At 56.3% G+C, this 25,630-nt stretch carries 24 protein-coding genes; 5 read left to right on the top strand and 19 right to left on the bottom strand.

Features of this window, described 5'->3' with window-relative positions:
* Nucleotides 1-49 precede the first annotated feature (49 nt).
* Both ACREYP_RS00120 and ACREYP_RS00115 read left to right on the top strand, forming a co-directional pair.
* On the top strand, nucleotides 50-1,081 hold the full coding sequence (locus tag ACREYP_RS00120) for a LacI family DNA-binding transcriptional regulator (protein ID WP_008460682.1): 1,032 nt from the start codon (nucleotides 50-52) through the stop codon (nucleotides 1,079-1,081).
* Between the two features lies 1 nt (nucleotide 1,082).
* Complete coding sequence (locus ACREYP_RS00115) at nucleotides 1,083-2,066, top strand: nucleoside hydrolase (RefSeq protein ID WP_336818947.1); 984 nt, start codon at nucleotides 1,083-1,085, stop codon at nucleotides 2,064-2,066.
* A 27-nt stretch (nucleotides 2,067-2,093) separates the two neighbouring features.
* Here the strand turns inward: ACREYP_RS00115 and ACREYP_RS00110 are convergent, their stop codons facing one another.
* The 8 genes from ACREYP_RS00110 to ACREYP_RS00075 form a co-directional block, all read right to left on the bottom strand.
* Nucleotides 2,094-2,816, bottom strand: a complete 723-nt coding sequence (locus ACREYP_RS00110; protein ID WP_008460680.1) for an amino acid ABC transporter ATP-binding protein — start codon at nucleotides 2,814-2,816, stop codon at nucleotides 2,094-2,096.
* Nucleotides 2,803-3,567, bottom strand: coding sequence for an amino acid ABC transporter permease (locus tag ACREYP_RS00105; RefSeq protein ID WP_126354136.1), 765 nt, complete (start codon nucleotides 3,565-3,567; stop codon nucleotides 2,803-2,805). The genes ACREYP_RS00110 and ACREYP_RS00105 overlap by 14 nt, the downstream gene beginning before the upstream one ends.
* A gap of 39 nt (nucleotides 3,568-3,606) precedes the next feature.
* The gene (locus ACREYP_RS00100; protein ID WP_085938922.1) at nucleotides 3,607-4,371 is read right to left on the bottom strand and encodes a basic amino acid ABC transporter substrate-binding protein; all 765 of its coding nucleotides are present in this window, start codon (nucleotides 4,369-4,371) and stop codon (nucleotides 3,607-3,609) included.
* A 113-nt stretch (nucleotides 4,372-4,484) separates the two neighbouring features.
* Entirely contained in the window at nucleotides 4,485-5,453 is a 969-nt protein-coding gene (locus ACREYP_RS00095) for a cellulase family glycosylhydrolase (RefSeq protein ID WP_336818943.1), read from the bottom strand.
* Between the two features lie 121 nt (nucleotides 5,454-5,574).
* The gene (locus ACREYP_RS00090) at nucleotides 5,575-6,288 is read right to left on the bottom strand and encodes an RES family NAD+ phosphorylase (protein ID WP_498881052.1); all 714 of its coding nucleotides are present in this window, start codon (nucleotides 6,286-6,288) and stop codon (nucleotides 5,575-5,577) included.
* Nucleotides 6,272-7,081, bottom strand: a complete 810-nt coding sequence (locus ACREYP_RS00085) for a hypothetical protein (protein WP_336818938.1) — start codon at nucleotides 7,079-7,081, stop codon at nucleotides 6,272-6,274. The genes ACREYP_RS00090 and ACREYP_RS00085 overlap by 17 nt, the downstream gene beginning before the upstream one ends.
* 162 nt (nucleotides 7,082-7,243) lie before the next feature.
* The gene (locus ACREYP_RS00080) at nucleotides 7,244-8,566 is read right to left on the bottom strand and encodes a 6-phospho-alpha-glucosidase (protein ID WP_008460673.1); all 1,323 of its coding nucleotides are present in this window, start codon (nucleotides 8,564-8,566) and stop codon (nucleotides 7,244-7,246) included.
* Nucleotides 8,563-10,185 carry an alpha-glucoside-specific PTS transporter subunit IIBC gene (locus ACREYP_RS00075; RefSeq protein WP_008460671.1) on the bottom strand — a complete coding sequence of 541 codons (1,623 nt, stop codon included), beginning with the start codon at nucleotides 10,183-10,185 and terminating at the stop codon, nucleotides 8,563-8,565. The genes ACREYP_RS00080 and ACREYP_RS00075 overlap by 4 nt, the downstream gene beginning before the upstream one ends.
* 224 nt (nucleotides 10,186-10,409) lie before the next feature.
* Between ACREYP_RS00075 and ACREYP_RS00070 the strand changes: the two genes are divergently transcribed.
* Nucleotides 10,410-11,153 (top strand): GntR family transcriptional regulator, encoded by a 744-nt coding sequence (locus ACREYP_RS00070; protein WP_336818935.1) that lies wholly within the window; start codon nucleotides 10,410-10,412, stop codon nucleotides 11,151-11,153.
* On the opposite strand, the gene ACREYP_RS00065 is transcribed toward ACREYP_RS00070, so the two are convergent.
* From ACREYP_RS00065 to ibpA, 3 genes are all read right to left on the bottom strand, one after another.
* Nucleotides 11,148-12,806, bottom strand: a complete 1,659-nt coding sequence (locus ACREYP_RS00065; RefSeq protein WP_008460667.1) for a putative transporter — start codon at nucleotides 12,804-12,806, stop codon at nucleotides 11,148-11,150. The two genes, ACREYP_RS00070 and ACREYP_RS00065, sit on opposite strands and share 6 nt — an antisense overlap.
* Nucleotides 12,807-12,934: 128 nt before the next feature.
* Nucleotides 12,935-13,363 (bottom strand): small heat shock chaperone IbpB, encoded by a 429-nt coding sequence (gene ibpB / locus ACREYP_RS00060; protein WP_008460665.1) that lies wholly within the window; start codon nucleotides 13,361-13,363, stop codon nucleotides 12,935-12,937.
* A gap of 113 nt (nucleotides 13,364-13,476) precedes the next feature.
* The gene (gene ibpA, locus ACREYP_RS00055) at nucleotides 13,477-13,890 is read right to left on the bottom strand and encodes a small heat shock chaperone IbpA (protein WP_008460663.1); all 414 of its coding nucleotides are present in this window, start codon (nucleotides 13,888-13,890) and stop codon (nucleotides 13,477-13,479) included.
* Between the two features lie 314 nt (nucleotides 13,891-14,204).
* Between ibpA and ACREYP_RS00050 the strand changes: the two genes are divergently transcribed.
* On the top strand, nucleotides 14,205-14,537 hold the full coding sequence (locus ACREYP_RS00050; RefSeq protein WP_008460661.1) for a YceK/YidQ family lipoprotein: 333 nt from the start codon (nucleotides 14,205-14,207) through the stop codon (nucleotides 14,535-14,537).
* A gap of 5 nt (nucleotides 14,538-14,542) precedes the next feature.
* Here ACREYP_RS00050 and ACREYP_RS00045 read toward each other — a convergent pair whose 3' ends face one another.
* On the bottom strand, nucleotides 14,543-15,808 hold the full coding sequence (locus ACREYP_RS00045; protein WP_498881411.1) for a YidR family protein: 1,266 nt from the start codon (nucleotides 15,806-15,808) through the stop codon (nucleotides 14,543-14,545).
* A 45-nt stretch (nucleotides 15,809-15,853) separates the two neighbouring features.
* Complete coding sequence (locus ACREYP_RS00040) at nucleotides 15,854-16,729, bottom strand: LysR family transcriptional regulator (protein ID WP_336818932.1); 876 nt, start codon at nucleotides 16,727-16,729, stop codon at nucleotides 15,854-15,856.
* 130 nt (nucleotides 16,730-16,859) lie between these two features.
* Between ACREYP_RS00040 and ACREYP_RS00035 the strand changes: the two genes are divergently transcribed.
* Nucleotides 16,860-17,981, top strand: coding sequence for an agmatine deiminase family protein (locus ACREYP_RS00035; RefSeq protein ID WP_336818930.1), 1,122 nt, complete (start codon nucleotides 16,860-16,862; stop codon nucleotides 17,979-17,981).
* A gap of 53 nt (nucleotides 17,982-18,034) precedes the next feature.
* Here ACREYP_RS00035 and yidA read toward each other — a convergent pair whose 3' ends face one another.
* From yidA to dnaA, 6 genes are all read right to left on the bottom strand, one after another.
* Nucleotides 18,035-18,847 carry a sugar-phosphatase gene (gene yidA, locus ACREYP_RS00030; RefSeq protein ID WP_008460655.1) on the bottom strand — a complete coding sequence of 271 codons (813 nt, stop codon included), beginning with the start codon at nucleotides 18,845-18,847 and terminating at the stop codon, nucleotides 18,035-18,037.
* A 148-nt stretch (nucleotides 18,848-18,995) separates the two neighbouring features.
* Complete coding sequence (locus ACREYP_RS00025) at nucleotides 18,996-19,394, bottom strand: YidB family protein (protein ID WP_008460654.1); 399 nt, start codon at nucleotides 19,392-19,394, stop codon at nucleotides 18,996-18,998.
* Nucleotides 19,395-19,625: 231 nt separating this feature from the next.
* Entirely contained in the window at nucleotides 19,626-22,040 is a 2,415-nt protein-coding gene (gene gyrB, locus ACREYP_RS00020; protein WP_008460653.1) for a DNA topoisomerase (ATP-hydrolyzing) subunit B, read from the bottom strand.
* Nucleotides 22,041-22,068: 28 nt separating this feature from the next.
* Nucleotides 22,069-23,142: a DNA replication/repair protein RecF gene (gene recF, locus ACREYP_RS00015; RefSeq protein ID WP_039298758.1), complete on the bottom strand. Its 1,074-nt coding sequence runs from the start codon at nucleotides 23,140-23,142 to the stop codon at nucleotides 22,069-22,071.
* Nucleotides 23,143-24,243: a DNA polymerase III subunit beta gene (gene dnaN / locus ACREYP_RS00010; RefSeq protein ID WP_008460651.1), complete on the bottom strand. Its 1,101-nt coding sequence runs from the start codon at nucleotides 24,241-24,243 to the stop codon at nucleotides 23,143-23,145.
* A gap of 4 nt (nucleotides 24,244-24,247) precedes the next feature.
* A complete protein-coding gene (gene dnaA / locus ACREYP_RS00005; protein WP_008460649.1) occupies nucleotides 24,248-25,630 on the bottom strand; it encodes a chromosomal replication initiator protein DnaA in 1,383 nt (460 codons plus the stop codon).

The raw sequence follows: 25,630 nt of genomic DNA, 5'->3' as shown, positions 1-25,630 counted from the left end.
ATGCTGTGGCTCCGTTTATCGCCCGCCAGCCAAATAAAGCAGGTATTCAGTGACTAAGCCTCAAGTACACCGCGTTACCCGCGCTGAAGTCGCCAAAGAAGCAGGGACTTCCGTCGCGGTCGTCAGCTACGTGATTAACAACGGCCCGCGTCCGGTCGCGCAGGCGACGCGTGAGCGCGTGCTCGCCGCCATCAAGAAAACCGGCTACCGCCCGAACGGCATTGCCAGGGCTTTGGCCAGCGGCACCACGCGCACCTACGGTTTAGTCGTGCCCAATATCGCCAACCCGTTTATCTCGTCCATGGCGCACGCGCTCCAGCAGGAGGCTTTTGCCGATGGCCGGGTGCTCTTGCTGGGGGATTCCGGCGATGACCGCGCCCGCGAGCTGGAGCTTATCAATAACCTGCTACATCGCCAGGTGGACGGGCTGATTTATACCAGCGTCGACAGGCATCCTTACATCGATCTTATCCAGGCCAGCGGCACGCCTTGCGTGATGCTGGACAGGGTTGAGCCGGAGCTGAACGTTTGCTCGATTCAGGTTAACGAGCAGCACGCCGCACGGCGCGCAACCCGCCATCTGATTGAGCACGGCTATCGCGATATCGCCATTATTTGCGGGCCACAGGAGATGCTAAACACTCAGGATCGCATCAGCGGCTGGCGGCTGGCGTTGGAAGAAGCGGGCCTTACCGTGCACCCTGAATGGATTTTTTCAACGGATTACACTCGCCAGGGCGGCTACGATGCCACAAAGCAAATGCTGGCTGGCGAATTGCCTCGGGCGCTGTTTGCCACCAATGAACAACAGGCCTTTGGCTGCCTGAGAGCACTGTCTGAACACGGGCTTTCCGCGCCGAAAGACCTCGCCCTGGTGTGCTTCAACGGCACCCTGGAATCGGCCTTCAACGTACCCTCTTTGACGACGGTTCGCCAGCCCGTCACGAAAATGGCAAAAAAAGCCATCGAAATGCTGAAAAAGTGGGACGGGCAGCCGCATAAACACGAATTTGATTTTGAGCTGGAGATTGGCGAGTCCTGCGGCTGTCACTCCCTCACCACAGCAGGAAGTTATAAGTAACATGAAGCGTTTAATTATCGATTGCGATCCGGGTAACGGCGTTGCCGGGGCTAACGTAGACGACGGTCTGGCCCTTGCCCTGGCGCTGGCGGCGCCAGAGATTTCTCTGGAGCTTATTACCACCGTGTCCGGCAATACGCCAAGCGAAGTGGGCTACGCCGTCGCCTCTGATTTAGTCGCTCGCCTGGGCATGGCCGTTGAGATCGCCCGCGGCGCTTCGCGTGCGCTGATCGAGCCTTCAGCACCGTGGCGAGAACATCTGGATCACAAAGTCGATAAAGTGGGTCTGCGCCACCTGTGGAAGGACGTTACTGCCCCGCAAATGCTGGCCGAAGTGGCCCCGCTGGCGGTGCATAAGATGGGCGAGCTTATCTGTACGAATCCTGGTGAAATCACGCTGATAGCTATCGGCCCGTTGACCAACGTGGCGCTGGCTTTGCAGCTTTACCCGCAGATGGCGAGCGCGGTAAAAGAGATTGTCATCATGGGCGGCGTGTTTAACGTTGATGGCTACCTGAAGGATACCAACTTCGGCGTTGACCCGGAGGCCGCACACGCCGTGCTGACCAGCGGCGCAAACATCGTTCTGGTGCCGATGGACGTCACCACCCAAACCATGATGACTCACCAGGATTTAGATGCGCTGGCCACCTGCGATAACCGCCTGAGCCGTTTTCTCGTGGACACCATTCGTCCGTGGATGGATTTTTCCATGCAAACTCGCCAACTGCCGGGCTGCTGGATCCACGACGTGCTGACCGTTGCCTGGCTGCTTGAGCCCGAGCTGGTGAGCTGGGCGGAGGATTATGTGGATGTGTCGCTGAGCGGGCTGAGCCGCGGCAGAACCCTGCGGTATGGCCCGGAACATTTGCGGCTGGCAGTGAACGTTGACGCGCCGCAGGGTAAGCCGGTGAAGCTGCTGCAAACCGTGGATAACCAGAAGCTGCTGGCGCTTATCGACCGGCATATCCGCCAGTTTGCATAAAAGAAAAGGGCGCATAAGCGCCCTTTTTTACAGAACCTTGCTGAGGAAGGCCTGAGTTCGCGGGTTTTGCGGGGCGCTAAAGATCTGCGCCGGCACGCCCTGTTCCTGAATCACACCCTGGTCAATGAAGATCACCCGGTCCGCCACTTCGCGGGCAAAGCCCATTTCATGGGTCACGATAATCATCGTCATCCCTTCCTGCGCCAGCTGTTTCATCACCGCCAGCACTTCGCCGACAAGCTCAGGATCCAGCGCTGAAGTTGGCTCGTCGAACAGAATTATCGACGGCTCCATCGCCAGCGCACGGGCAATCGCCACGCGCTGCTGCTGGCCACCGGAGAGGCTCGAAGGCCAGGCGTCGATTTTGTCCAGCAGGCCGACCTTTTGCAGCAGCTTTTCGGCGCGGTTTACCGCTTCCGCTTTGGACAGCCCTTTCAGCGACATGGGTGCCATGATCAGGTTTTCCAGCACCGTCATGTGCGGGAACAGGTTAAAACGCTGGAACACCATGCCCACGCCTTCGCGCAGCGTGTTGAGATTAGTTTTTGGGTCGTGTACCGCAAAACCGTTGACTACGACTTCGCCACCGTCCGGTTTTTCCAGCGCGTTCAGGCAGCGCAGAAACGTACTTTTGCCGGAGCCGGAAGGGCCAATCACGCAAACCACTTCCTGAGGCGCGATATCGCAGGAAATACCGCGCAGCACGTGAGTTTTGCCAAACTGTTTCTGTAAATCCTTAACGTGAATCACTTTTGCCAAACCTCTTTTCCATATGTTGCACCAGCAGCGAAAGCAGGAACGTCAGCACCCAGTACACCACGGAGATGGTCAGGTACGGTTCCCAGTAAGTCGCATAAGCGCCGGAAACGGTACGCGCCGCGTAGGCCAGGTCGGCGAGACCGATGGCGGATGCCAGCGACGAGTCTTTCACAATGGCAATCGCGTTGTTGCCCAGCGGCGGCAGGATGCGGCGGAACGCCTGCGGCAGAATAACCTTACGCATCGTTTTGCCCCAGCCCATACCCAGCGCGCGTGACGCTTCCATCTGCCCTTTGTCGATGGACTGAATACCGGCGCGGAAAATCTCGGACACATAGGCCCCGGCGTTAAGGGTGATCGCCACCACGCAGGAGAGAAACGCGCCGTATTCGGAGCGCAGTTCGCGGGCGAAGTCCACGGACATCATTCCACTGGTGATCATGATCCCGTCGCGCGGGTTAATAAACAGCGGCACCAGCGCAAAGTGAACCACCATGATCTGCACGAACAGAGGCGTGCCGCGAAACGCGCTGACGTAAACGCGCACTGGCCACTGCACGGCATAACGCAGCACGTGCTTCCACGGGCCGTCATCGGCGTGAGCCATACGCCCCAGCCCCAGCAGCAGCCCCCAGGTCGTGCCTAAAATCACGCAGATAATGGTGCACTTGATGGTCATCAGCGCGCCCTGCATAAATAACGGCGCGTATTCTGAGATTATCTCCCAGCGAAATCCGGTCATACCTGTCCTTTTTGGGGCCGGAGCGGCCCCGATTGATAATTACTCTGCCGGGAGGGTTGGCACGTTGTTGTCGAACCAGGTGGCGTAAATTTTAGCGTAGGTGCCGTCGGCAATGATTTTCTTCAGGCCGGCGTCGATTTTGCCTTTCAGCTCGGTATTACCTTTGGCAACCGCGATGCCGAAGTACTGACGCTCAAACTTGCTGTCCGGCACCAGCTTCAGCGGTTTTTCCGGGTGGGATTTGATGTAGTACTTCACCACGCCCACGTCGCCCACGGCGGCGTCGATACCGTCTTCAGTCAGTTCCTGCAGCATCAGCGGCGTGTTGTCAAAGCGCTTGATGTCGGTGCTGTTTTTACCCAGAACGTCGGACACTACAATGTCGCCGGTGCTGGAGTTAACCACGCCCACTTTTTTGCCTTTCAGCGAGGTAACAGAATCTACTTTAGAGTCGGTCGGCACCACGATGGATTGCTCTGCCGGGAAGTACGGCGTGGAGAAATCGACCATCGCTTTACGCTTGTCGGTGATGGTGATACCGGAAATGATGATGTCGCGATCGCCGGAGTTCAGCGTGGCGAAGATACCTTCCCACGGCGTGTTAACCAGCTTGATATCAAACCCTTCGGCTTTAGCGATGGCTTTGATGATGTCGATATCGAAACCTTCCAGCTGTTTCTGGCTGTTTTCGTATTCAAACGGGCGGTAGGTGCCGCCGGAACCCACAACGTAGGTCTGCGCCAGCGCCTGAGCAGAACTGAACAATGCCGCGAGCAAACACCCGCCAGCCACTACTGATTTCATCGCTTTAGTAAACATAGAAGCCCCTGGATATATGATGTTTTTATGCAGTTAATTTGCATAAAAATACATAATTACCCGAAATGCAGCAACAGATAATTCACGCTGAGTGATAATTACTGGCACTGAGGCTTCAGAATAGCGTCCAGCAATGGCGCCATATCAGGCCGCCAGGCGCCCTCTTCCCCATCGTAGAATTTTTCATCGCCGTTGACTGCATACGGAATCTGCGCTTTTTGTAATTCACAGGCGACAAACGTCGCCATCGCAACCTGCTGATCGACCGGTAATTTACTGCCAGGAGACCAGTTCCCGACCCAGGAAAGATGGCCGGTTTTCTGCTGCCAGTGCACGGCGGTTTCGATGCGGGCGTGGATAGCCGCTTTTTCCGCATCCGTCCCCGTCGTCCACTGGTTTCTTCCGTTCCATGTTTTGCCGTTCCAGTTTTTTGGGCCGCCCGGCATCAGGTGCCAGTCAGCCATGACCAGTCCGTGGCGGGATTCAGGAATTTTAAGCGTGGCCAGCGCTTCCGGGGAGGCGTGGTTGCGTGGCGCAACAAAGATATGGCGCTGAGGGCTGATTTTATGAATCGCCTTCACGGTTTTGTCGTAAATCTGGTTGAGCAACTGAGGGTTGGCGCTGAGTTTCTCCTCCGGCTGCCCGATAATATCGAACACCAGCGAGTCGTCATTTTTGGCAAAAAAGCGCGCCACGGTCGTCCACCACTCCACAATATCTTCCGCATTTTCAGCGGTCGGCTTCGCTTTCAGCTCCGCAGCCCGGTAGCTGATCACCGGCACGATATGGTACTGCTCGCAGGCATCCACGATGCGCCGTAAATGCACCAGTTTCTGATGGGTTATCGGCCCGGCAACGCGAATGCGGACGTGGCCAAAGCCTCGCTGCTGAAAGTCACGCACCGTCAGAGGGTCAAATTCGCGGATGCCTCGCTCTGTTAATGCCCAGTCAACGTTCATTCCCACCCCAAGCTGGCTGGTCCAGGTGGGCGGCAAAACATCCTGCTGCTGCGCAAACGAACTGGCACAGAAAGAGAGGGCAACCAGAATAAGAGTTGGCTTTAACATCGGCGGCACGTTACTTAGCGAAGGAAAACTAATATTTAGCATGCTTTTCCCATTTGCGGGGAGTGAGGATTGCAATAAAAAATTAATCGTGATGCCGAGTGTGAAGGATTGCCAAAGCGAACTACTCGTCGCTGAGCACAATGCCGAGCCTGTCCGCCATCTTCACAATCTCTTCAACCACTTCTGGCGTTGAAAATATCCCACAAGCTTCACGCAGCAACGCTAAATCCTCAGGACGAGTTCTGTCGCCATAAAAAAGGAAAGCACTGCTGTCATCATGCTGTCGGGATTTCCAGACCATGCCGTCAATGGCGGGATTTTGATCGTGAATCGCGCGCGCCCAGCGCTGCGTTTGCGGGTAAACCAGGCGATCGCTTAACAGAAAAAACTGCTTTGATAACCCCATCCGGTAGAGGTCTGCTGTTTTAAGCGTCACCAGCGTCATCTCTAGCCTGAGCACCAGTTGACTCATTCCCCAGTGCCGCCACGGCCTGATGGATAAAAAGCCCCGCCGCTCGCCGCCAATCAGGTCGTGAAAAAGCGTTTCGGCCAGCGCCCCTGTGATGCTGTCTGCCGCATACAGGCTCGGCACCAGCCGCCCCTGTATATCTTTAAAAGGGCTGAATCTGGCACCGTAATCGTTGCCGGTCAGTTCACGCCCTGGATTGAAACTGTTTCCAGGCCAGGTAAGGGCATGACAGCGATAAAGGACCTTTCCCGCCGGTAAAGTTTCTTTAAAAATCGGGATCGCGTCTCCCGGCTCAGGAAGTTCAGGGGCAAGCAACACAGGCTCGCCAAAAAGTCCTTTCGTTTTGGCCTCATCCTTCGGCGCCATCCTGTAGCCTCCTGACCTCGTATTCAGCGGCCTGTAGCACGTTCGCCGGATAAGCAGAGACCATTTCGGCAGGCGTTTTTCCCGCCAGCAGGCCGTTAGAGGTCGCAAACCATTCTGCCAGCCCCCAGGCCGTTTTATGCTGAGCGAAGGTTTCCAGAATGACTTTCATCACAGGCAGAGGACGGTAGTTTTCATCCAGACCATAGCGCGGATAGACGTTCCCGACGCCGCGTTTAATGACCGAGAAAATTTTTCCAGCCGCCTTCCAGCGCGTTGGCTGAGCCGAGACATTTTTTGTCGAGTAGCCGCCCAGCATGGCGATTTCATGGGTGGTCAGCCAGCCTTCGTCCGTTAACCTGTCTCGCGCCTGTGCCAGGCGGGCCTGGTTAATCACCTCGCACTGCTGGGCCGGAGGAAGAAAACTGCTTTGTGCCGCGTAACGCTTTGACGAATCTGCAGTGTAGCTGGCCGCGGGTTCATGGGCGACAAGCACGCCCTCACCGATAAGCTTCTCGCCATAGAGTTCCACCAGCTTTTCATAACCGTCATTAAGCTCCAGCGCCTGCTGCTGCGTTTGTAGCTCTTCGGTTGCCTCTAGCAGATGAGTGAGTTGGGTATGCAGCGCTTCCAGCCCGGAAACGCCACCGCGAAGCGCAAGCTGCAGGGTCAGCCCGGCTTCGCGCTTGCTGTTTGGTTCGCGAACGCCTCTTGCAAGCGTGAGCTTCACGCTCTCGCTGTCAAACAGCACCCGGTCTTTTTTCTTCTCAATACGTCCGGTTTGCCTTGATACCATTGCGCCCTCCAAAATAACCCAACTAACCAAACTAACCTTAATAACCCTAGCAACTTTATCGCCGGGTACAAAAAATGTCCAGACTGGAGAAGGCAATCTGGGAAGCATCGCCATAAAAAAAGCGCGACGTCTCCGCCGCGCTTCGTAAAAGCCTGAGAAAACTTATTTCAATTCAGGCCAGTAGTCTTTGTTCGCTTCAATCAAATCATCAAGAATCGCTTTGGCAACGGAGGCGCTCGGCACGGTTTTCGACAGGGTGATCGCCTGCCACAGTTTCTGATAAGAGCGGTGTTCCCAGGCATCCACGACCAGTTTTTCAACGGCGACCTGCTGGCTCATCAATCCTTTCTGGAACTGAGGGATGTTCCCCACGACCAGCGGCTCCGGCCCGTCTTTGCCCACCAGACAAGGGATTTCCACCATGGCTTCCGGGTCGAAGTTATTGATTGCTCCGTTATTCGGCACAATCAGCAGCATCCGCTCCTGGGTGTTAAAGGCAATGGCCGTTGCAAGATCGACGATGTAAGAGGCATGTTCGTCAATTTCCAGCTCACCTGCAGAGGATTTCCCGGCGCTAATAATGGCGTTGCAGGAACCAAACACGTGCTTCTCGCGGTGATCCATTACCTCATTCGCCCTGGTGCGCTCCGGGTTGGAGTGCTGCACCACGTAATCCGGATACAAATAGTATTTCAGGTAGGTGTTCGGCAGCGTGTCCGGATCAAGCGCCCAGACATCTTTTGCTTTGGCAAACGTATCGTTCCAGCTTGCTTCGGTGCCATGCTCATCTTTTGGCGGCACATAGCCATATTTAGCCACATGTTCGCGAATTTTCGGCATCAAGTCATTGCCGTCTTTATCTTCTACGTGAGTCCACCAGCCAAAGTGGTTCAGGCCGTAGTAACGCACCTTCATCTCTTTGCGATCCTTCAGGCCCACAATCTGCGCCATGCGGCTTTCGATGCCGATAGGCATATCGCAGATATTCAGGATTTTTGAGTCTGGACGCAGGCGGCGGGTCGCTTCCGCCACAATGGCTGCCGGGTTGGAGTAGTTCAACATCCAGGCGTTCGGCGAATATTTTTCCATATAATCCACCAGCTCCAGCACGCCGCCGATGGAGCGCATGCCGTAGGCTATCCCGCCCGGGCCGCAGGTTTCCTGGCCGAGTACGCCGTGGCGAAGCGGGATTTTCTCGTCTTTTTCACGCATCGGATATTTGCCCACGCGAATGTGCGCCATCACAAAATCCACGTCACTGAACGCTTCCTGCGGGTCGGTGGTATAGCTGAAGTCGATATCCGGGGCCTGCTCTTTCAGGATGATTTTGCAGGCTTCGGCGATAGTTTCCTGGCGTGCGCCGTCGTTATCGTAGAACTTCAGCGCCCGCAGCGGGAAACGGGTCTGGTTAGCCAACAGCATCAGCACGATGCCAGGGGTAAAAGTACTGCCGCCACCTGCTACAACTACCGAGAATTTTTTCATGATACTGCCTCCGTCATGGATGGGTGTTCGTCTGAAGTTTGCTCTTTGATAAGGGTTTCAATCTGGTCGCGAATTTGCGGGACATGCAGCCCGACAATCACCTGAATGCCATTGCCGCTGCGCACCACGCCGTGGGCGCCAAGGGCTTTGAACACTTCGTCGGCTTCGGTCAGAGCCATGTCACCGAGCGTGATACGCAGACGAGTCGCGCAGTTATTCAGGCTGGCGATATTCGCCGCGCCGCCGAGCGCCTGCAGGAAGCCATGCGCCTGCCCGTGCTTTGCATCCTGACTGACTGCCGCACTGGTTTGCTGCCGTGCCGCCTGGTAGTCGGCCTTGCTGTAAAGTTTGATCTCGCTGTCTTCCCGGCCCGGCGTTTTCAGGTTGAAACGCAGAATCAGGGCGCGGAAAACCACGAAGTAGACGCCGGTAAAGGCGATGCCGATACCTATCTGGGTAAAGACCATCGAGGCGTGGTTATGGAACATGGGGATCCAGTTTTGCGGCAGGAACTGGTCCAGCAGGCCGCCGCCCATGTTGCCCACCACGCCCGCCATGTACATCACCGTTGCCATTGAGGCGGCCAGGAAGGCGTGAACAGCGAACAGCAGCGGAGAGATAAACAGGAAGGTAAATTCCAGCGGTTCAGTGATGCCGACCAGCATGGCTGTCAGCGTCGCGGGTATCAGCAGCCCGGCAACCTTCACGCGGTTCTGCGGCGAGGCGGTGTAGTAGAGCGCCAGCGCGATACCCACCGAACCGAACACCTTCGAGTTGCCGTGCAGGGCGAAGCCGCCTTCCGGGAACAGAGATTTCAGCGAGGCAGTGCTCTGGCTGAACTCCTGCAAATGCTGCGCCCAGTACACCTGAATGCCGCCTTCAACCGCCGCCGGGCCGAAGATGAACGGGCCATAGACGAAGTGGTGCAGCCCGGTAGGGATCAGAATACGTTCAAGGAAGGTGTATACCCAGACCCCCAGCGCCCCGGCACTGCGTAAAAACGCCTGCAGCGATTCGATGCCGAGCTGCACTTTTGGCCAGCCGAGCAGCGTCAGCCAGGCGCAGGGGATCATCACCAGGAAGGCCACAATCACCACAAAAGAGCTGCCCTGGAAAATACCGAGGAACACCGGCAGCGGCTTATCGAAATAACGGTTGTGAATCGCGGTGACGATGCCGGAGATAACAATCGCCCCGATGATGCTGGTGTCGAGCGTTTTAATCCCGGCCATCATCGTCAGGCCGCTGCCTGCCGTAGGGTCGAGGCTAAAGTCGACGCCGAAGTAGTGCCCCCACGTCATCCCCATCGCATTGATGAAGTAGTTCCAGGTTAAGAAGCTCACCAGCACCGCCAGGCAAGCTCGCCCCTGGGCCTGTTTTGCCAGGCCGATGGGCAAACCCACGGCAAAAATCAGCGGCATATTGCGGAACACCGTCCAGCCGCCTTCCTCGATGATATGGACAATTTGAGCAAACAGAGTGTCTGGTGCGGTGAGCGCTTCGCCAACAAACAGCGGGTTGCGCAGCATGATGGCAAGCCCGACCACGATCCCGGCGAAGGGGAACAGCAAAACCGGGGTAAACATTGCACCACCAAAACGTTGTATTTGACTGAGCATTTTTAAATCCTCATGTAACAACTTCGTAGAGTAAGAGGCGGCCTTATTTTTTTAGTTGGCCTGAGGCTGAGGATATGAGCGCGGGCGGTGGCTCGCCGCGTCAGGCGCAGCGATTCGTGATCGTATTCATGGTTTTTATTTGGCCAAAGTTGTCTACTTTTATAGTTAAAACTAGACAATTAACCGACATATAACGGCGTGATAAAGCCTGGAGATGTCCAGCTATGATCTACAAATCAATTGCCGACAGGCTACGGCTGCGGCTTAATTCTGCCGACTACACCCTAGGCAGCCCCCTGCCTGGGGAAAAGAAGCTGGCTGAAGAATTTGGCGTGTCGCGCATGACGATTCGTAAAGCGGTGGATTTGCTTGTGGGCTGGGGTCTGGTTAATCGCCGCCAGGGCAGCGGTACCTGGGTGACAAAAAAAGACGTTCACCACGAAACCACTAACCTGACGGGTTTTGTGGAAGTGATGCGCAGCCAGGGCAAAGAGGTGCTGAGCGAGGTGCTGGAATTTAACGTGATGCCCGCGCCCCCGGCGATAGCCAGCCTGCTGCGCATTAAGATCGACGAAAAAATCTATTACTCCCGCCGCGTGCGCGCCGTGGGCGGCAAGCCGCTGATGGTGGAAGACAGCTATATGCCGGTCAAACTCTTTCGCAACCTGTCCCTGGCCCACCTTGAGGGGTCAAAATTCAGCTATATCGAAGATGAATGCCAGATAGTCATCAGCGGCAACTATGAAACGCTGACGCCGGTACTCGCCGACGCAAAAACGGCAAAACTGTTGAACATCGCGGAGGCGACACCGATTTTGCGCATCACCTCGCTCTCCTACAGCGACAAAGGCGAATTTCTTAACTATTCAGTGATGTTCAGAAATGCCAGCGAATATCAGGTGGATTACCACTTACGCCGGGATCATTCGAGGGCGCCGCCCGGCCAGTCGGGCGGCGGAGAGCTATAGTCCCCAGAACAGCAGCGCCAGCAGTTGGGGAGTAATAATGCGCAGGAACATCACCAGCGGGTAAACCGTAGCGTAAGAAAGCGCGGCGGCTCCACTGGTCGCATGCAGCCCGTTGGCAAAGGCCAGCGCAGGTGGGTCTGTCATCGAGCCCGCCAGCATGCCGCACAGCGTCAGGTAGTTCATCTTCACCAGCAGGCGAGCAAGCAGGCCGACGGTAATCAGCGGCACCGCGGTGATCAGAATGCCGTAGCCAATCCAGCTTACGCCGTCGCCCACCAGCAGCGTGTCGATAAAATCCCCGCCGGACTTGAGCCCGACCACCGCCAGAAACAGGACGATACCCAGCTCACGCAGCGCCAGGTTCGCGCTCGGCGGCATAAACCAGTAAAGCTTGCCGATGCTGCCGATGCGCCCGAGGATCAGCGCCATAATCAGCGGCCCACCAGCCAGGCCAAGGCGCAGCGCCGCCGGGAAACCTGGGATAAACAGCGGAATGGAGCCCAGCAGCACGCCAAGCCCGATGCCGATAAACACCGGCAACATTTGCACCTGCTGCAGCTTATGCTGCGCGTTACCGACCTCTGCGGCCACCGCGTCGATCGATTGAGGGCGTCCGACCAGGTTGAGGATGTCGCCGAACTGCAGGCTGGCGTTGCTGCTGGCCACCAGCTCGACCCCGGCGCGGTTAAGGCGAGATATCACCACGTCATATTTCTGCTTCAGATGCAGATCGCGGATCTTCTTGCCCAGAACCTTTTCGTTGGTCACCACGACGCGCTCAACCCGCAGATCCGTGCCTCGCGTGGAAAGCGAAGTATCCACTTCGTTGCCGATCACCAGCAGCGCTTTGTGCAGATCTTTTTCTGCCCCAACGAGGTGCAGCAGGTCGCCAGTCTGAACGAGGGTGCCTGGAGAAGGCACCATCAGCAGCTCTCCGCGTTTGAGGCGGGAGCATATTATTTCGTCGCTGTTAAGAATAGGGATGTCCTGAATCGCCAGACCGTTCAGGTTTGGGTTGGCGACGCAGATATTCATGGTGTGCAGCTGGGCATGATTTTGGCCGCTGTTGGCTTCAAACTGCTGAGCTTCTTTGTCAACGCTGACGCGAAAGGCCATGCGTAACAGCCACATGGTCAGCAGGATGCCGCAAATCCCAAACGGATAGGCCATCGCGTAGCTCATCCCCATTTGGTCAACCAATTGCCCCGGCGTACCGAGATCGGTCAGGATCTGCTGCCCGGCCCCCAGCGCTGGCGTATTCGTGACGGCACCGGAGAAGATCCCCAATACCACAGGCAGCGGCACATCAAACAGCTTGTAGACCACGGCAGTGACCAACGCACCGAGCACAACGATAAGAATAGCGAACAAATTTAGCCGCAGGCCGGAAACGCGCAGGGATGAGAAGAAGCCGGGTCCGACCTGGATGCCTATCGTGTAAACAAACAGGATCAGCCCAAATTCCTGGATAAAGTGCAGCATATCGCCGTTCAGGCCAATCCCGGCCTGATTGACAAAGTGGCCGACAATAATGCCGCCAAACAGCACGCCTCCGATCCCGAAGCCCACCCCGCGGATCTTGATATTACCGATCCACAATCCCACGACGGCAACCAGCGCCAGCATGCTGACGGTTAACGCTATTCCACTCATATATAATCCCTGTGAATAACATTATTGTTACTAAGGATTCTGGCAGAGCTATGGGGAGGATAATGGGGTGCGGAGCACAAAAAAGGCCCCATTTTCAGGGGCCTTAATACTTCATATGGGAAAATTATTTAGCTATTCAGCGCCGGGCGTTCGCTAATGGCGATCCGCTGCGGAGCAACCGCTTCCGGGATGTCCCGCACCAGGTCAATGTGCAGCAAGCCGTTGGTGAACGTTGCCCCTGAGACCTGCATATGCTCGGCCAGGGTAAAGCTCAGGCTGAACGGCTGAGTCACCAGCCCCTGATGCAGCCAGTTGGTCTCTTTTTCCGGTTTAACCGGGGTGCCCTTCACGCTCAGGCGGGTGCCTTCCAGCTCGATATCAAGATCTTCCTGGCGGAAACCGGCCAAAGCCAGCGTGATGCGGTAATGGTTATCGTCGCTTTTTTCGATGTTGTACGGCGGGAAGCCCTGGCTTTCACCGCTGGACTGCAGCGCGTTGGCCAGTTTATCGAAGCCGATCCATTGACGCAGAAGTGGGGATAAATCGTAGTTACGCATAGTGTTTTCTCCTTCTTTGAAGCAAGAAATAACCTGCCCGCATGCGAACGGGCATTGGCTCCCTGACGGCAAGCCAGCTTGATGACGGGCCGCGCGCGGCGCGACCCCATGAATTAGTTGATTTCGATGCGGCGAGGCTTCATCGATTCAGGAATTTCACGTTCCAGGCTGATGTACAGCAGGCCGTTGACCAGGTTCGCGCCACGAACGTGGATGTTTTCCGCCAGCTGGAATTTGCGCTCGAAGTTGCGTTCGGCAATGCCCTGGTAGAGGTAAGTCCGCTCTTGCTGCTCGCCCGCGTGCGCCCCTTTGACGATAAGCAAGTTATCCTGGGCAGTGATCTCAAGTTCGCTTTCTGCGAAACCGGCGACGGCGATAGCAATGCGATAGTGGTTTTCGTCCACTAATTCAACGTTGTACGGAGGGTAGCCGCCGTTACTTTGGCTCTGGTTGCTTTCCAGCAGATTAAACAGACGGTCAAAACCAATGGCGGAACGGTACAGCGGAGAAAGATCGAAGTTACGCATAATAAAAAGCTCCTGAAATCAGCGAGTAAGATGTAAAAGCCTTCCCTTTGGACAGGCCATGAACCTGAGTACCCAATCGGCGTACTCTCTCTGGTTACCCTACTAAAATGTGGCTTGCTTAAAATTTTTCAAGGCGCCTGAACGCAAATTTTTTGCGTGAATGGCTTTCCTTACTTAGACTGGCAAACAGCATAAAAGGTTAAAAATATGCGATAGCCGCCGCAGAGCGGAACGAGGAACATTTTTAAATCACGGGCGGGTGTTATAACTCCGCTGGGGCTGGTACTCCGCCAACCATTGAAGATGACAGCAAAATGATAATGAGAAACTGGTTTCCAACTCTGGTGATTAGCAGCGGGCTGTTATTACTGACCGGCTGCTCAAGTATGATGTCACACAGCGGCGGCAAAGAAGGCTTGTATCCTGGTACCCGAGCCAGTGCGGCAACGCTTGGCGACGACGATACCAGTTGGGCAATCAAGCCGCTGGTTGCGCTAGACCTGCCGTTTACCGCCGTGCTCGACACGGTGCTGCTGCCGTGGGATATGTTCCGCAAGGACAATTCGGTGAGATCGCGTGTGGAAGCCAGCGAGCAACAGAATCTGGCCACTAACGCCGTTATCCCACCGGCAGAACTGCCTCACTGAATCATTTACAGGCCGGTTTCCGCGCTCCATAACTGGCGGAAACCTTCGGCGTCCTGCATCCAGGCAACCTGCTTGCCGTTCGGGGAGAAGACGATGGCATCGCCAGAAGGTGCTTCGCCCTCTGCCGAACTTAATGGCGTAATGACCCCGCTTTGCGCGTCACACAGCACCACACGCCCCTGCTGCACAAACCCAAGAGCTTTACCTGAAGGATGCCAGTTAAAGGCCGACTGAATGTCGTGCTCACCGTGGGTAACCTGCCGGGGCTCGCCGCCGTTCGGGGATATCACCCAAAGCTGCACCACGCCGCTGTCGTCGCGCATCAGGAAGGCAAGCTGGCTGCCGTCCGGGCTGCTGCGGATCCAGTGCCGGGGCTGATTCACCAGACCCGGATAACGGCGCTGATGGGTAAAGGTCAGCCGACGTTGCATCACGCTTTTTGGCGGCGCTGGCAGCGTCGTGGCGGTGCCATACAGCGGTTCACTTCCGGCCTGCTGGTAAGCCTTCGGCTCATTGGGAAGGTCCACGATAAACAGCTCGGGCACCTTCTCGCCGTTTGCTAACCGGGTATCGCCGATAAACGCCAGCGCCCAGCGTTGAACGCTGCCGTCTGGCTTCCGGTAGCCATGTTCCCCGACCCAGCCTTCTTCGTAGGCACGGTTAATCTCATCGCTGCCGGGCTCTGGCTCTGCCGTCGTGCGGCTCACCAGCACGCAATAATGGCTCCCGCCGTATTCTCGTGGATGCTGTTTAGCCGGCGTCACGGGGCCAAACGGCAGCGCGACGCCGACGTTACGCAGGTCGAGGCGCGCATCAAGCTCGTGCATAACGTGGTCGTTGTAGGTGAAGCTCAAGCGGCTGCCGTCCGGGCTCCAGACGTGAACATGGCTGCCGCCGCGCAGCGCGCCTGGGGTATAGGGCGAGGTAATGTCCATTGCATCAAGATTGCTGGCCTCACCCTGCGCCACAACCACGCCACGGCGGTGGTGGAAGTCATAGTGCCAGTCGACGTCCGGATTTTCCGGGCCATGGATGAAAACGTAGCGCTCCGGCTGCCGTGGGTTCACGGTCACCACGCCAACGTGGGCGCCTTCAGGGGCGCGATAAACCACCTCGACGTCACCGTTCTGGATATTAACTCGCTCGATGGTTGTGCCGGTAAAAAAGGCTCCCGAAGGCCGAACGTCGAAGGCCAGCCACTGGCTGTCCGGCGTCCAGGTGTTAACGTTGGTAAGCTGATGATGACGCGGTGCGAAGGTGAGTTGTTTGATCACGATTTTGCCCTGAAGCGCTGAGTACGCCTCAGGGTAAAAGAATTAGCCAGGCCTTTCCACTTTGCCATGCAACCTGCCCCGGAGCCACGCGCAAAACTGGCGGGTTAACGGGTCATTTTCGCTTTCACGATGGATAAGCCACGCCCAGTCAGCGCCGCGCACGGTTTGCTCCACCAGCGGGCGAAGTTGCTTAGTTTCCCTTTTTCTTTCTGCCAGCAGCTGGCTGACAAGCGCAATACCCAGCCCGTCTGCGGCGGCGTCAAGCAACAATCCAGGATCGGAGAAATTCATCCCCTGGCTTTGCTGGCCGACGTCCACCCCGCCAGCCACGCTCCAGTGCTCCCAGCTCATCTCGCGTTCGCCGTGCAGCGTTAGTCGCTGCTCTACCGGCAAATCCTGCACGGCGGGATGGCTGGCCGGATAAAGTCTATCCTTGTACAACACCTCGAAAAGACATTCTGCCTGCTGGCTGAGGTCATCCCGGATAGCCACATCGACGGTTTCGCTGGCCATATCCGGCGGGTCGAAGCTGGTGAACAGCCAAAGATCGGTCTGCGGATACCGGCGATTAAAGTCCGCCAGATTAGGCAACAGCCAGTGCCTGGCGAAAGCGGGCGTGGTGTTCACGATAAGCTGATTCGGCTTGCGGTACTGATCGAGCCGACGAATACCCACCGCCAGCTGTTGCAGCATGACCTGCGCGGTGCTGTAGAGATCCTGGCCGGCGTCCGTCAGGCTGACGCTGCGCCCGCTGCGAAAGAACAGCGGCTGCTCCAGGTAATCCTCCAGGCTGCGGATTTGCTGGCTGATGGCCGACTGGGTCAGGTGCAGTTCAGACGCAGCCTGGTGAAAGCTTCCCAGACGCGCGGCGGCTTCAAACCCACGCAGGGCATTTAACGGTGGCCAGTGTTTTAACATGTCGATAAGCCAGGCTAATCAGATGTCCGCTAAATATATCGTTGGAAGCCGAATTCAGCCAGTGATGAAATATCCACCTGTAATACTGAGCAGAATTTCTTACGTTAAAACAGCTATACGGGAGTCCGGTATGTCAACGCGTCGTGAATTTATTAAATGTACCTCGGTGCTGGCCGGGATGGGTATGGCGGGTTCTCTCGGGCTGCCTGTTTCTGCCTTCGCGGCCGTTAGCCCGGGCTGGCGTATGCCTGACGAAGGAGAACCGCAGCAACGTGCATTTATCGCGTTTGGCGCTCAGCGCGCTATCTGGAAAGATTTTACCCCTGACGTGCAGGATGCCCTGGGGCGCATCGCGCACGCCATCGCCGGTTACCAGCCGCTGACGGTATTTTGCCGGGAGCACGAACGCACGCTGGCGGAGGAAAAATGCGGCAGCCACAACGTCACTTACGTGGTGACCGAGCTGGACGACATCTGGATGCGGGACACCGGCGCGTGCTTTGTCACTTCATCGGCAGGCAAACTCGCCGCCGTGGGCTTTAACTTCAACGGCTGGGGCAATAAGCAGCGGCACAGCAAAGACACGAAGCTGGCGGCATTTATGGCCGAAAAATACGGTGCAGCGCCGTTCATCCGCAGCGCGCTGACGGGCGAAGGTGGCGGGATTGAAGTGGACGGGCACGGCACCGGCATCATGACCGAAAGCAGTTGGGTAAACGCCAACCGCAATCCGGGCTGGAGCCGCGACCGGGTAGAGCAGGAGCTGAAAACACAGCTTGGCCTGAAAAAGATCATCTGGCTGCCGGGCATCAAAGGCAAAGATATTACCGATGCCCATGTCGATTTTTACGCCCGTTTTGTTGAGCCCGGCGTAGTGATCGCCAACCTCGATCCCGACCCGGATTCCTGGGACCACAAAGTGACGCAGACGCACCTGGACATCCTCAGGCAGGCCACTGACGCCGAGGGTCGCAGGCTACAGGTTCACACCGTCACGCCGCCGCAGGTCCCACGCGCAAGCCGCTTCAGCGAAGGAAACCCGGACTTTGCCGCCGGGTACATCAATTACTTCGTGATTAACGGCGCGATTATCGCCCCGGAGTTTGGCGATGAAGAGACGGACGAGGCGGCGTTTAGTTTGCTGTCGACGCTCTACCCTGAACGTGAGGTTGTGCAGCTTAACATCGACGCAATTGCCGCCGGAGGCGGAGGGATTCACTGTGTAACAAATCAGTTACCCGCAGTGAAATAACAAAAGGGAGCGCACCTGGCGCTCCCCTCTCCAGCAGACGAGATAAGAGCCGGTTAATTCAGCACAAACTTCTCGATAGCGTAGGCCACGCCGTCTTCCAGGTTGGATTTGGTGACGAAGTTGCTGACGGCTTTCACTTTGTCGGTCGCGTTGTCCATCGCCACGCCCATACCGGCGTATTCCAGCATTGCGATGTCGTTTTCCTGGTCGCCAATGGTCATCACTTCTTCCGGCTTAATGCCCAGTTTCTCCGCCAGTGACTTCACGCCGGTGCCTTTGTTGACACGCTTGTCGAGGATTTCCAGGAAGTAAGGCGAGCTTTTCAGCAGCGTATACCGCTCAAAGACGTCGGCCGGGATTCGGGTGATGGCCTCATCGAGAATAGCCGGCTCGTCAATCATCATGACTTTCAGGAACTCGCCGTTTTTATCCATGTTTTCCGCTTCGCAGAACACCAAAGGAATACTGGCGATAAAGGACTCATGCACCGTGTAGTAGCTGATATCGCGGTTCGCGGTGTAAAGGGTATGACGATCCAGCGCATGGAAGTGTGAACCCACTTCGCGGGACAGGTTTTCCAGGAAACGATAATCGTCATAGTTCAGCGCCGTCTGGGCGACGGTGCTGCCGTCGCTTGCCTTCTGCACCAGCGCGCCGTTGTAAGTGATGCAGTAGTCGCCGGGCTTATCCATCTGCAGCTCACGCAGGTAGCTTTCAACGCCAGCAAACGGACGACCGGTACAGATCACGACGTTCACGCCGCGCTCGCGCGCCGCCGCAACGGCCTGTTTTACCGCCGGAGAGATAGTGTGGTCTGGCAGCAGCAGCGTGCCATCCATATCAATTGCAATCAGTTTTATGGTCATGAGATCTTCAGAGGTAATGGATTTACCTCATGCTAACGCGATTCCGCTCAAAAAACAGCAGCAAACTCCGGGGAAAAGGGGGATGAGAGGCGGCAGGCAAACTCCTCTTTTAAAAGCCCCGGACATACAGCCGGGGCCAACAAAAAGGTCAGCTGAACAACTTACCTTTCAACAGGTTAACGCCAGCACTTAGCAAGTCGTTATGGGCTTCCGGCGTCACTTCACCGTTTGGCGACAGCGCGTCGATCACCTTCGGCAGGTATTCCGCCAGTAAAGCGGAAGCCGAGCCGGTATCCACGCCCAGTTTTTCCCCCAGCGCGGCAACGGACGGCGAACCCAGGGCCTGAGTTATCTGGTCGCCGCTCAGCGGCTGATTTGTGCTGTTGCTGCTGAGCCACGAGGAGACGATTTCGCTTAAGCCGCCCTGGCGCAGCTTGTCCAGCAGCGCCTGAATACCGCCCTGCTGTTCTACCCAGCTTAGAATGGCCTGATATTTACCGGCGTCACCGTTCAGCAGCGAGCCCGCAACCTGATCAAAAAGTCCCATGGGGTTTCCCTCTGTGATGTAGAAAATCGACACCGGAAAGTATAGCGCCCATAAAAAAAGCCGTGCTAAAAGCACGGCTCCATCACGATGGTGAGGCAAAGGTATAGATGAAATACCAGAGGACACCAAAAAATAAACCAGGAAAATCAATTCATTGATTTTCGGCTGCTAGCCACAAAAAAGGAAAAAGCCGTGCTAAAAGCACGGCTCTTTAGTCTGGCTGGGCAGGCCTTAGATATCGATGTTCGCCGCTTTCAGGGCGTTCTCTTCGATAAACGCACGACGTGGTTCAACCGCATCGCCCATCAAGGTGGTGAACAGCTGGTCCGCAGCAATCGCGTCTTTAACGGTCACGCGCAGCATGCGACGGCTGTCAGGATCCATGGTGGTTTCCCACAGCTGATCCGGGTTCATCTCGCCCAGGCCTTTATAGCGCTGGATTGCCAGACCACGGCGGGACTCTTTCTGCAGCCACTCCAGCGCCTGCTCGAAGCTGGTTACCGGCTGACGGCGTTCGCCGCGTTCGATAAACGCATCTTCCTCAATCAAGCCACGCAGCTTCTCCCCGAGTGCGCAAAGACGGCCATATTCGCCCCCTTCCACAAACTCTTTTTCCAGCACGTAGTCAGTGTCCACGCCGTGAGTACGCACGCGTACAATCGGCTCAAACACGTTCAGCTCGCTGTTATGGTGAATATCGTATTTCCAGGTGCTGCCGTGCTGCTCTTTTTCGTTCAGCGTCACGGTCAGCGCAGAAATCCACTGCGTCACTTTCGCTTCGTCGGCCAGGTCGGCCACCTGCAGCGTTGGGTGATAAACCAGGTTGTTCAGCAGGTTGCGTGGATAACGGCGCTCCATGCGGCCAATCATTTTCTGCGCGGTGTTGTATTCCGCCACCAGCTTCTCGAGTGGTTCACCGGCCAGTGCAGGTGCACTTGCGTTGGTGTGCAGAGTCGCACCGTCAAGGGCGATAGCGATTTGGTACTGGTCCATCGCTTCATCGTCTTTGATGTACTGTTCTTGCTTGCCTTTCTTCACTTTGTACAGCGGCGGCTGTGCAATATAGACGTGGCCGCGCTCAACAATTTCAGGCATCTGACGGTAGAAGAAGGTCAGCAGCAGCGTACGAATGTGGGAACCATCGACGTCCGCATCGGTCATGATGATGATGCTGTGGTAGCGCAGCTTGTCCGGGTTGTATTCGTCACGGCCAATGCCGCAGCCCAGCGCGGTGATAAGCGTCGCCACTTCCTGAGAAGAGAGCATCTTGTCGAAGCGCGCCTTCTCAACGTTAAGGATTTTACCTTTCAGCGGCAGGATCGCCTGGTTCTTACGGTTACGCCCCTGTTTTGCAGAGCCGCCCGCAGAGTCCCCTTCCACAAGGTACAGTTCAGACAGCGCCGGGTCGCGTTCCTGGCAGTCCGCCAGCTTACCAGGCAGGCCAGCCAGGTCGAGCGCGCCTTTACGGCGGGTCATTTCACGTGCGCGACGTGCAGCTTCACGAGCGCGCGCCGCATCAATAATTTTGCCGACAACGATTTTCGCGTCAGACGGGTTTTCCAGCAGGTATTCAGCCAGCAGTTCGTTCATCTGCTGCTCAACTGCGGATTTCACTTCCGAAGAAACCAGCTTGTCTTTGGTCTGGGAAGAGAATTTAGGATCCGGCACTTTCACGGAAACGACGGCAATCAGGCCTTCACGCGCATCGTCACCGGTGGCGCTGACTTTGGCTTTTTTGCTGTAGCCTTCTTTGTCCATGTAGGCGTTCAGGGTACGGGTCATCGCCGCGCGGAAGCCCGCAAGGTGAGTCCCGCCGTCGCGCTGAGGAATGTTGTTGGTAAAGCAGTAGATGTTTTCCTGGAAACCGTCGTTCCACTGCAGCGCCACTTCCACGCCGATACCGTCTTTTTCAGTGCTGAAATAGAACACGTTCGGGTGAATCGGGGTTTTGTTCTTGTTGAGGTACTCAACAAACGCCTTGATGCCGCCTTCGTAGTGGAAGTGATCCTGCTTACCGTCGCGCTTGTCGATCAGGCGGATAGACACGCCAGAGTTCAGGAACGACAGCTCGCGCAGGCGCTTAGCCAGGATTTCGTATTCGAATTCGGTTACGTTGGTGAAGGTTTCATGGCTCGGCCAGAAACGCACCTGAGTCCCGGTCACATCGGCGTCACCGGTCACTGCCAGCGGAGCCTGAGGCTCACCGTGGATGTAGGTTTGCTGATGCACTTTACCTTCGCGGCGAATGACCAGCTCAAGCTTCTGGGACAGGGCGTTAACCACCGAGACGCCTACGCCGTGCAGGCCGCCGGACACCTTATAGGAGTTGTCATCAAACTTACCGCCAGCGTGCAGTACGGTCATGATAACCTGCGCGGCAGAAACACCCTCTTCCGGGTGAATACCGGTAGGAATACCACGGCCATCATCGGTTACCGAGACGGAGTTATCCGCGTGGATAGTGACCACGATGTCTTTACAGTGGCCCGCGAGCGCTTCGTCGATAGCGTTATCCACGACCTCAAATACCATGTGGTGCAGACCGGTGCCGTCATCCGTATCGCCGATATACATGCCCGGGCGCTTACGTACCGCATCCAGCCCCTTAAGGACTTTGATACTGGAGGAGTCATAAGAATTCGACATCAACGTTTCTCGCTCATTTAATCTTGGGTTAATCCGCTATTTTACCCTGATCCACGGCGAACATCTTTGAATTTTTGTCCGCCATATCCATCACATGTTCGGCGCTGATCGCGCTAACAAAAACTTGTGACTCCGTGGCCTTTAACCGGCTGGCCAACAGGCCGCGCCTGGCGTCATCCAGTTCAGAGGCAAAATCATCTATCAGATACAGGCAACGCCGCCCGTTCTGCCGGGTGAGAAACTCACCCTGCGCCAGTCGTAAGGCGCACATCAGTAATTTAAGCTGCCCGCGCGAGAGCGTGTCTTCCACCGGCGCCCCGTCGGCACGAATACGAAAATCCGCTTTATGTGGGCCGTGCGCGGTATAGGTCAGCATCCGGTCGCGTTCGAAATTGCGCTCCAGCACTTCGCTATAGTCGCTCTCTTTCTCCCAGCCGCGCTGGAAAGAGAAGCTCAGGGCAAATTCCGGTAAAAACTGTGCGCAGGTATCGGCCATATCTTCCGCAATGGCGGCGCTGTAGTCGGCGCGCCAGCGGCTGATTTGCTCGGCCAGCGGAATCAGCTCCTGATCCCACGGGCGCAGCTGCGCGTAGCGTGTCACCTGGCGCAACGCGGCGTTACGTTGCTTCAGCAGGCGTTTGAGGTTACTCCAGGCCACAAAAAAGCCAGGTTCATTGTGAAAGCAGCCCCAATCAAGGAAAGCTCTACGGTATTTGGGGCCGCCGCCCAGCAAAGTAAACCCCTCGGGCGTAATCAGCTGCATCGGCATCATCATCGCCAGTTCGGCGATTTTGTGGCCGTCGCTGCCGTCAATACGTACTTTGCTGTCGCCGGTGCGGTCTTTGGTCAGGCCGATTGAGGTTTCCCTTTCACCGTCCTGAAGCCGCCCGTGCAAAACAAAAGCGTCCTGCTCATGGCGGATCACGCGTTCAATTTTCAGGCTGCGAAAAGCACGACCGTGCCCGAGGGTATAAATCGCCTCAAGCACGCTGGTTTTGCCGCTGCCGTTAGCACCGACCAGAAAATTAAAGCCAGGAGAAAGAGCGAGATCCGCGTTTTCGATGTTGCGAAAGTCTTTAATCAGCAAACGCGTAAGTGACATCTACAGTCTCATTGGCATAACAACATAGGCCGCCGCCTGGCTGGCCGCGTCTTCAATCTGCACGCTGGAAACGGAGTCGGTCAGCAAAATGCGGACGTTCTCACACTTCAGGGCGTTCAGCACGTCCAGCACATAGCTGACGTTGAAGCCGATTTCCATCTCGGTACCGTCGTAGGAAACGTCCAGAATCTCTTCTGCTTCTTCCTGCTCGGGGTTGTTTGCCGTGATTTTCAGCTGGTTCTCGCTGACGAACAGGCGCACGCCGCGGAATTTCTCGTTCGACAAAATCGCCGCACGGGCAAACGCCTGCTTCAACAGGTCGCAGCCTGCATCGAGGTGTTTATCCGGGTTCTTCGGCAGCACGCGACGGTAGTCCGGGAAGCGGCCATCCACCAGCTTGGAGGTAAAGATGAAGTCGCCGACGTGAGCGCGAATGTTATTGCTGCCGATTTGTACGTGCAGCGGGGTTTCACCGCCGTCGAGCATACGCATCAGCTCAATCACACCTTTACGGGGCACGATAACCGAATGATTAGGCAAAGGTTGACCAACCGGCATCGAACAAACCGCCAGGCGGTGGCCGTCCGTTGCAACGGTACGCAGGTCTTCGCCTTCGGTTTCGAACAGCATGCCGTTCAGGTAATAACGAACGTCCTGATGCGCCATAGAGAACTGGGTGGCTTCGATCAGGCGCTTCATGGTCGCCTGCGGCAGGGTAAATTCTACCTCGCTCTGCCAGTCGTCCAGGTTCGGGAAGTCTGCCGCCGGCAGCGTGGAAAGCGAAAAGCGGCTACGCCCGGAGCGAACCAGCATGCGGTCGCCCTCCAGCTGTACCGCAATTTCAGCCCCTTCCGGCAGGCCACGGCAGATATCGAAGAATTTACGTGCCGGTACGGTCGTAGCCCCAGGTTCATGAGGCTGTACCAGCGCCACGCGCGCCACCATCTCCATTTCCAGATCGGTACCGGTTAAAGAGAGTGCACCTTCAGCCACCTGCAGCAGCAGGTTGCCCAGGATAGGCAGAGTCGGGCGGCCTCCGAGGGGGCCACTTACCTGCTGCAGCGGTTTTAATAAATGTTCACGTTCAACGGTAAATTTCATAGCGTCACGAAGATAATGTTCTGATTAAATTGGAGAAATCTTCTTTAATATCGTGGCTTTCTTCACGCAGCTGCTCAATCTTGCGGCAGGCATGTAAAACCGTGGTGTGGTCGCGTCCACCAAAAGCATCGCCAATTTCCGGCAGGCTATGGTTGGTCAGCTCTTTTGCCAGCGCCATCGCCATCTGGCGCGGACGGGCAACGGAACGGGAGCGACGCTTGGACAGCAAGTCAGCGACCTTAATTTTATAATACTCGGCCACCGTTTTCTGAATATTATCGATGGTGACCAGCTTCTCCTGAAGCGCAAGCAGATCGCGCAGCGCTTCACGCACGAAGTCGATGGTAATCGCCCGGCCGGTAAAGTTGGCGTTGGCGATTACGCGGTTCAGCGCCCCTTCCAGCTCGCGGACGTTGGAGCGCAGTCGCTTGGCAATAAAGAAGGCCACTTCGCCCGGCAGACGGATATCGTTCTCGTCGGCCTTTTTCATCAGGATCGCCACACGGGTTTCAAGCTCCGGCGGCTCGATCGCCACCGTCAGCCCCCAGCCGAAACGGGATTTCAAACGATCCTCCACGCCGTTGATCTCTTTTGGATAGCGATCCGACGTCAGAATGATCTGTTGATTCCCTTCCAGCAGGGCATTAAAGGTGTGGAAAAACTCTTCCTGTGAACGTTCTTTATTGGCAAAAAACTGGATGTCATCGATAAGCAGCGCATCCACCGAACGGTAGTAGCGTTTGAACTCTTCGATGGCGTTATTCTGCAGTGCTTTAACCATGTCCTGAACAAAACGCTCAGAGTGCATGTACACCACTTTGGCATTCGGCTTGCGGGCCATGATGCCGTTACCCACCGCATGTAAAAGGTGCGTTTTACCTAAACCGGTGCCGCCATAAAGGAAGAGCGGGTTATACGCGCCGCCTGGGTTATCGGCCACCTGGCGTGCTGCCGCGCGAGCCAGCTGGTTCGATTTACCTTCAACGAAGTTATCAAAGGTGTGTTTCAGGTTAACGTTAGAACGGTAGGACGGCTCAGCAGGCGCAGGCATGTTATCCCAGCTTGGGCGCATCGGCGCTGCAGCGCGTGCAACCTGGGCAGGGGCCGCCGCGGTTGCCATAGCGGCAACGGGCTGAGTCACGGGTTTGCTGCCAACTTCGAAGCGTAATAAAGGTGCATCGCTGCCGCAAAAATCGTTGAGCAACCCATTGATATTATTTAAATATTTATCCCGCACCCAGTCGAGCACGAAACGATTAGGCGCGTACAAAGCCAGCGTGTTATCGCTCAGTTCCGCCTGTAGGGGGCGTATCCACATACTGAATTCTGTGGCTGGTAACTCATCCTGCAATCGGGCAAGACACTGCTGCCAAAGCGAAAGTGACAC

The sequence above is a fragment of the Enterobacter sp. TMH.L2 genome (assembly GCF_050847315.1).
In the GTDB taxonomy this organism is placed as follows: domain Bacteria; phylum Pseudomonadota; class Gammaproteobacteria; order Enterobacterales; family Enterobacteriaceae; genus Cedecea.
This window is presented reverse-complemented; position numbering and strand designations above follow the sequence as displayed.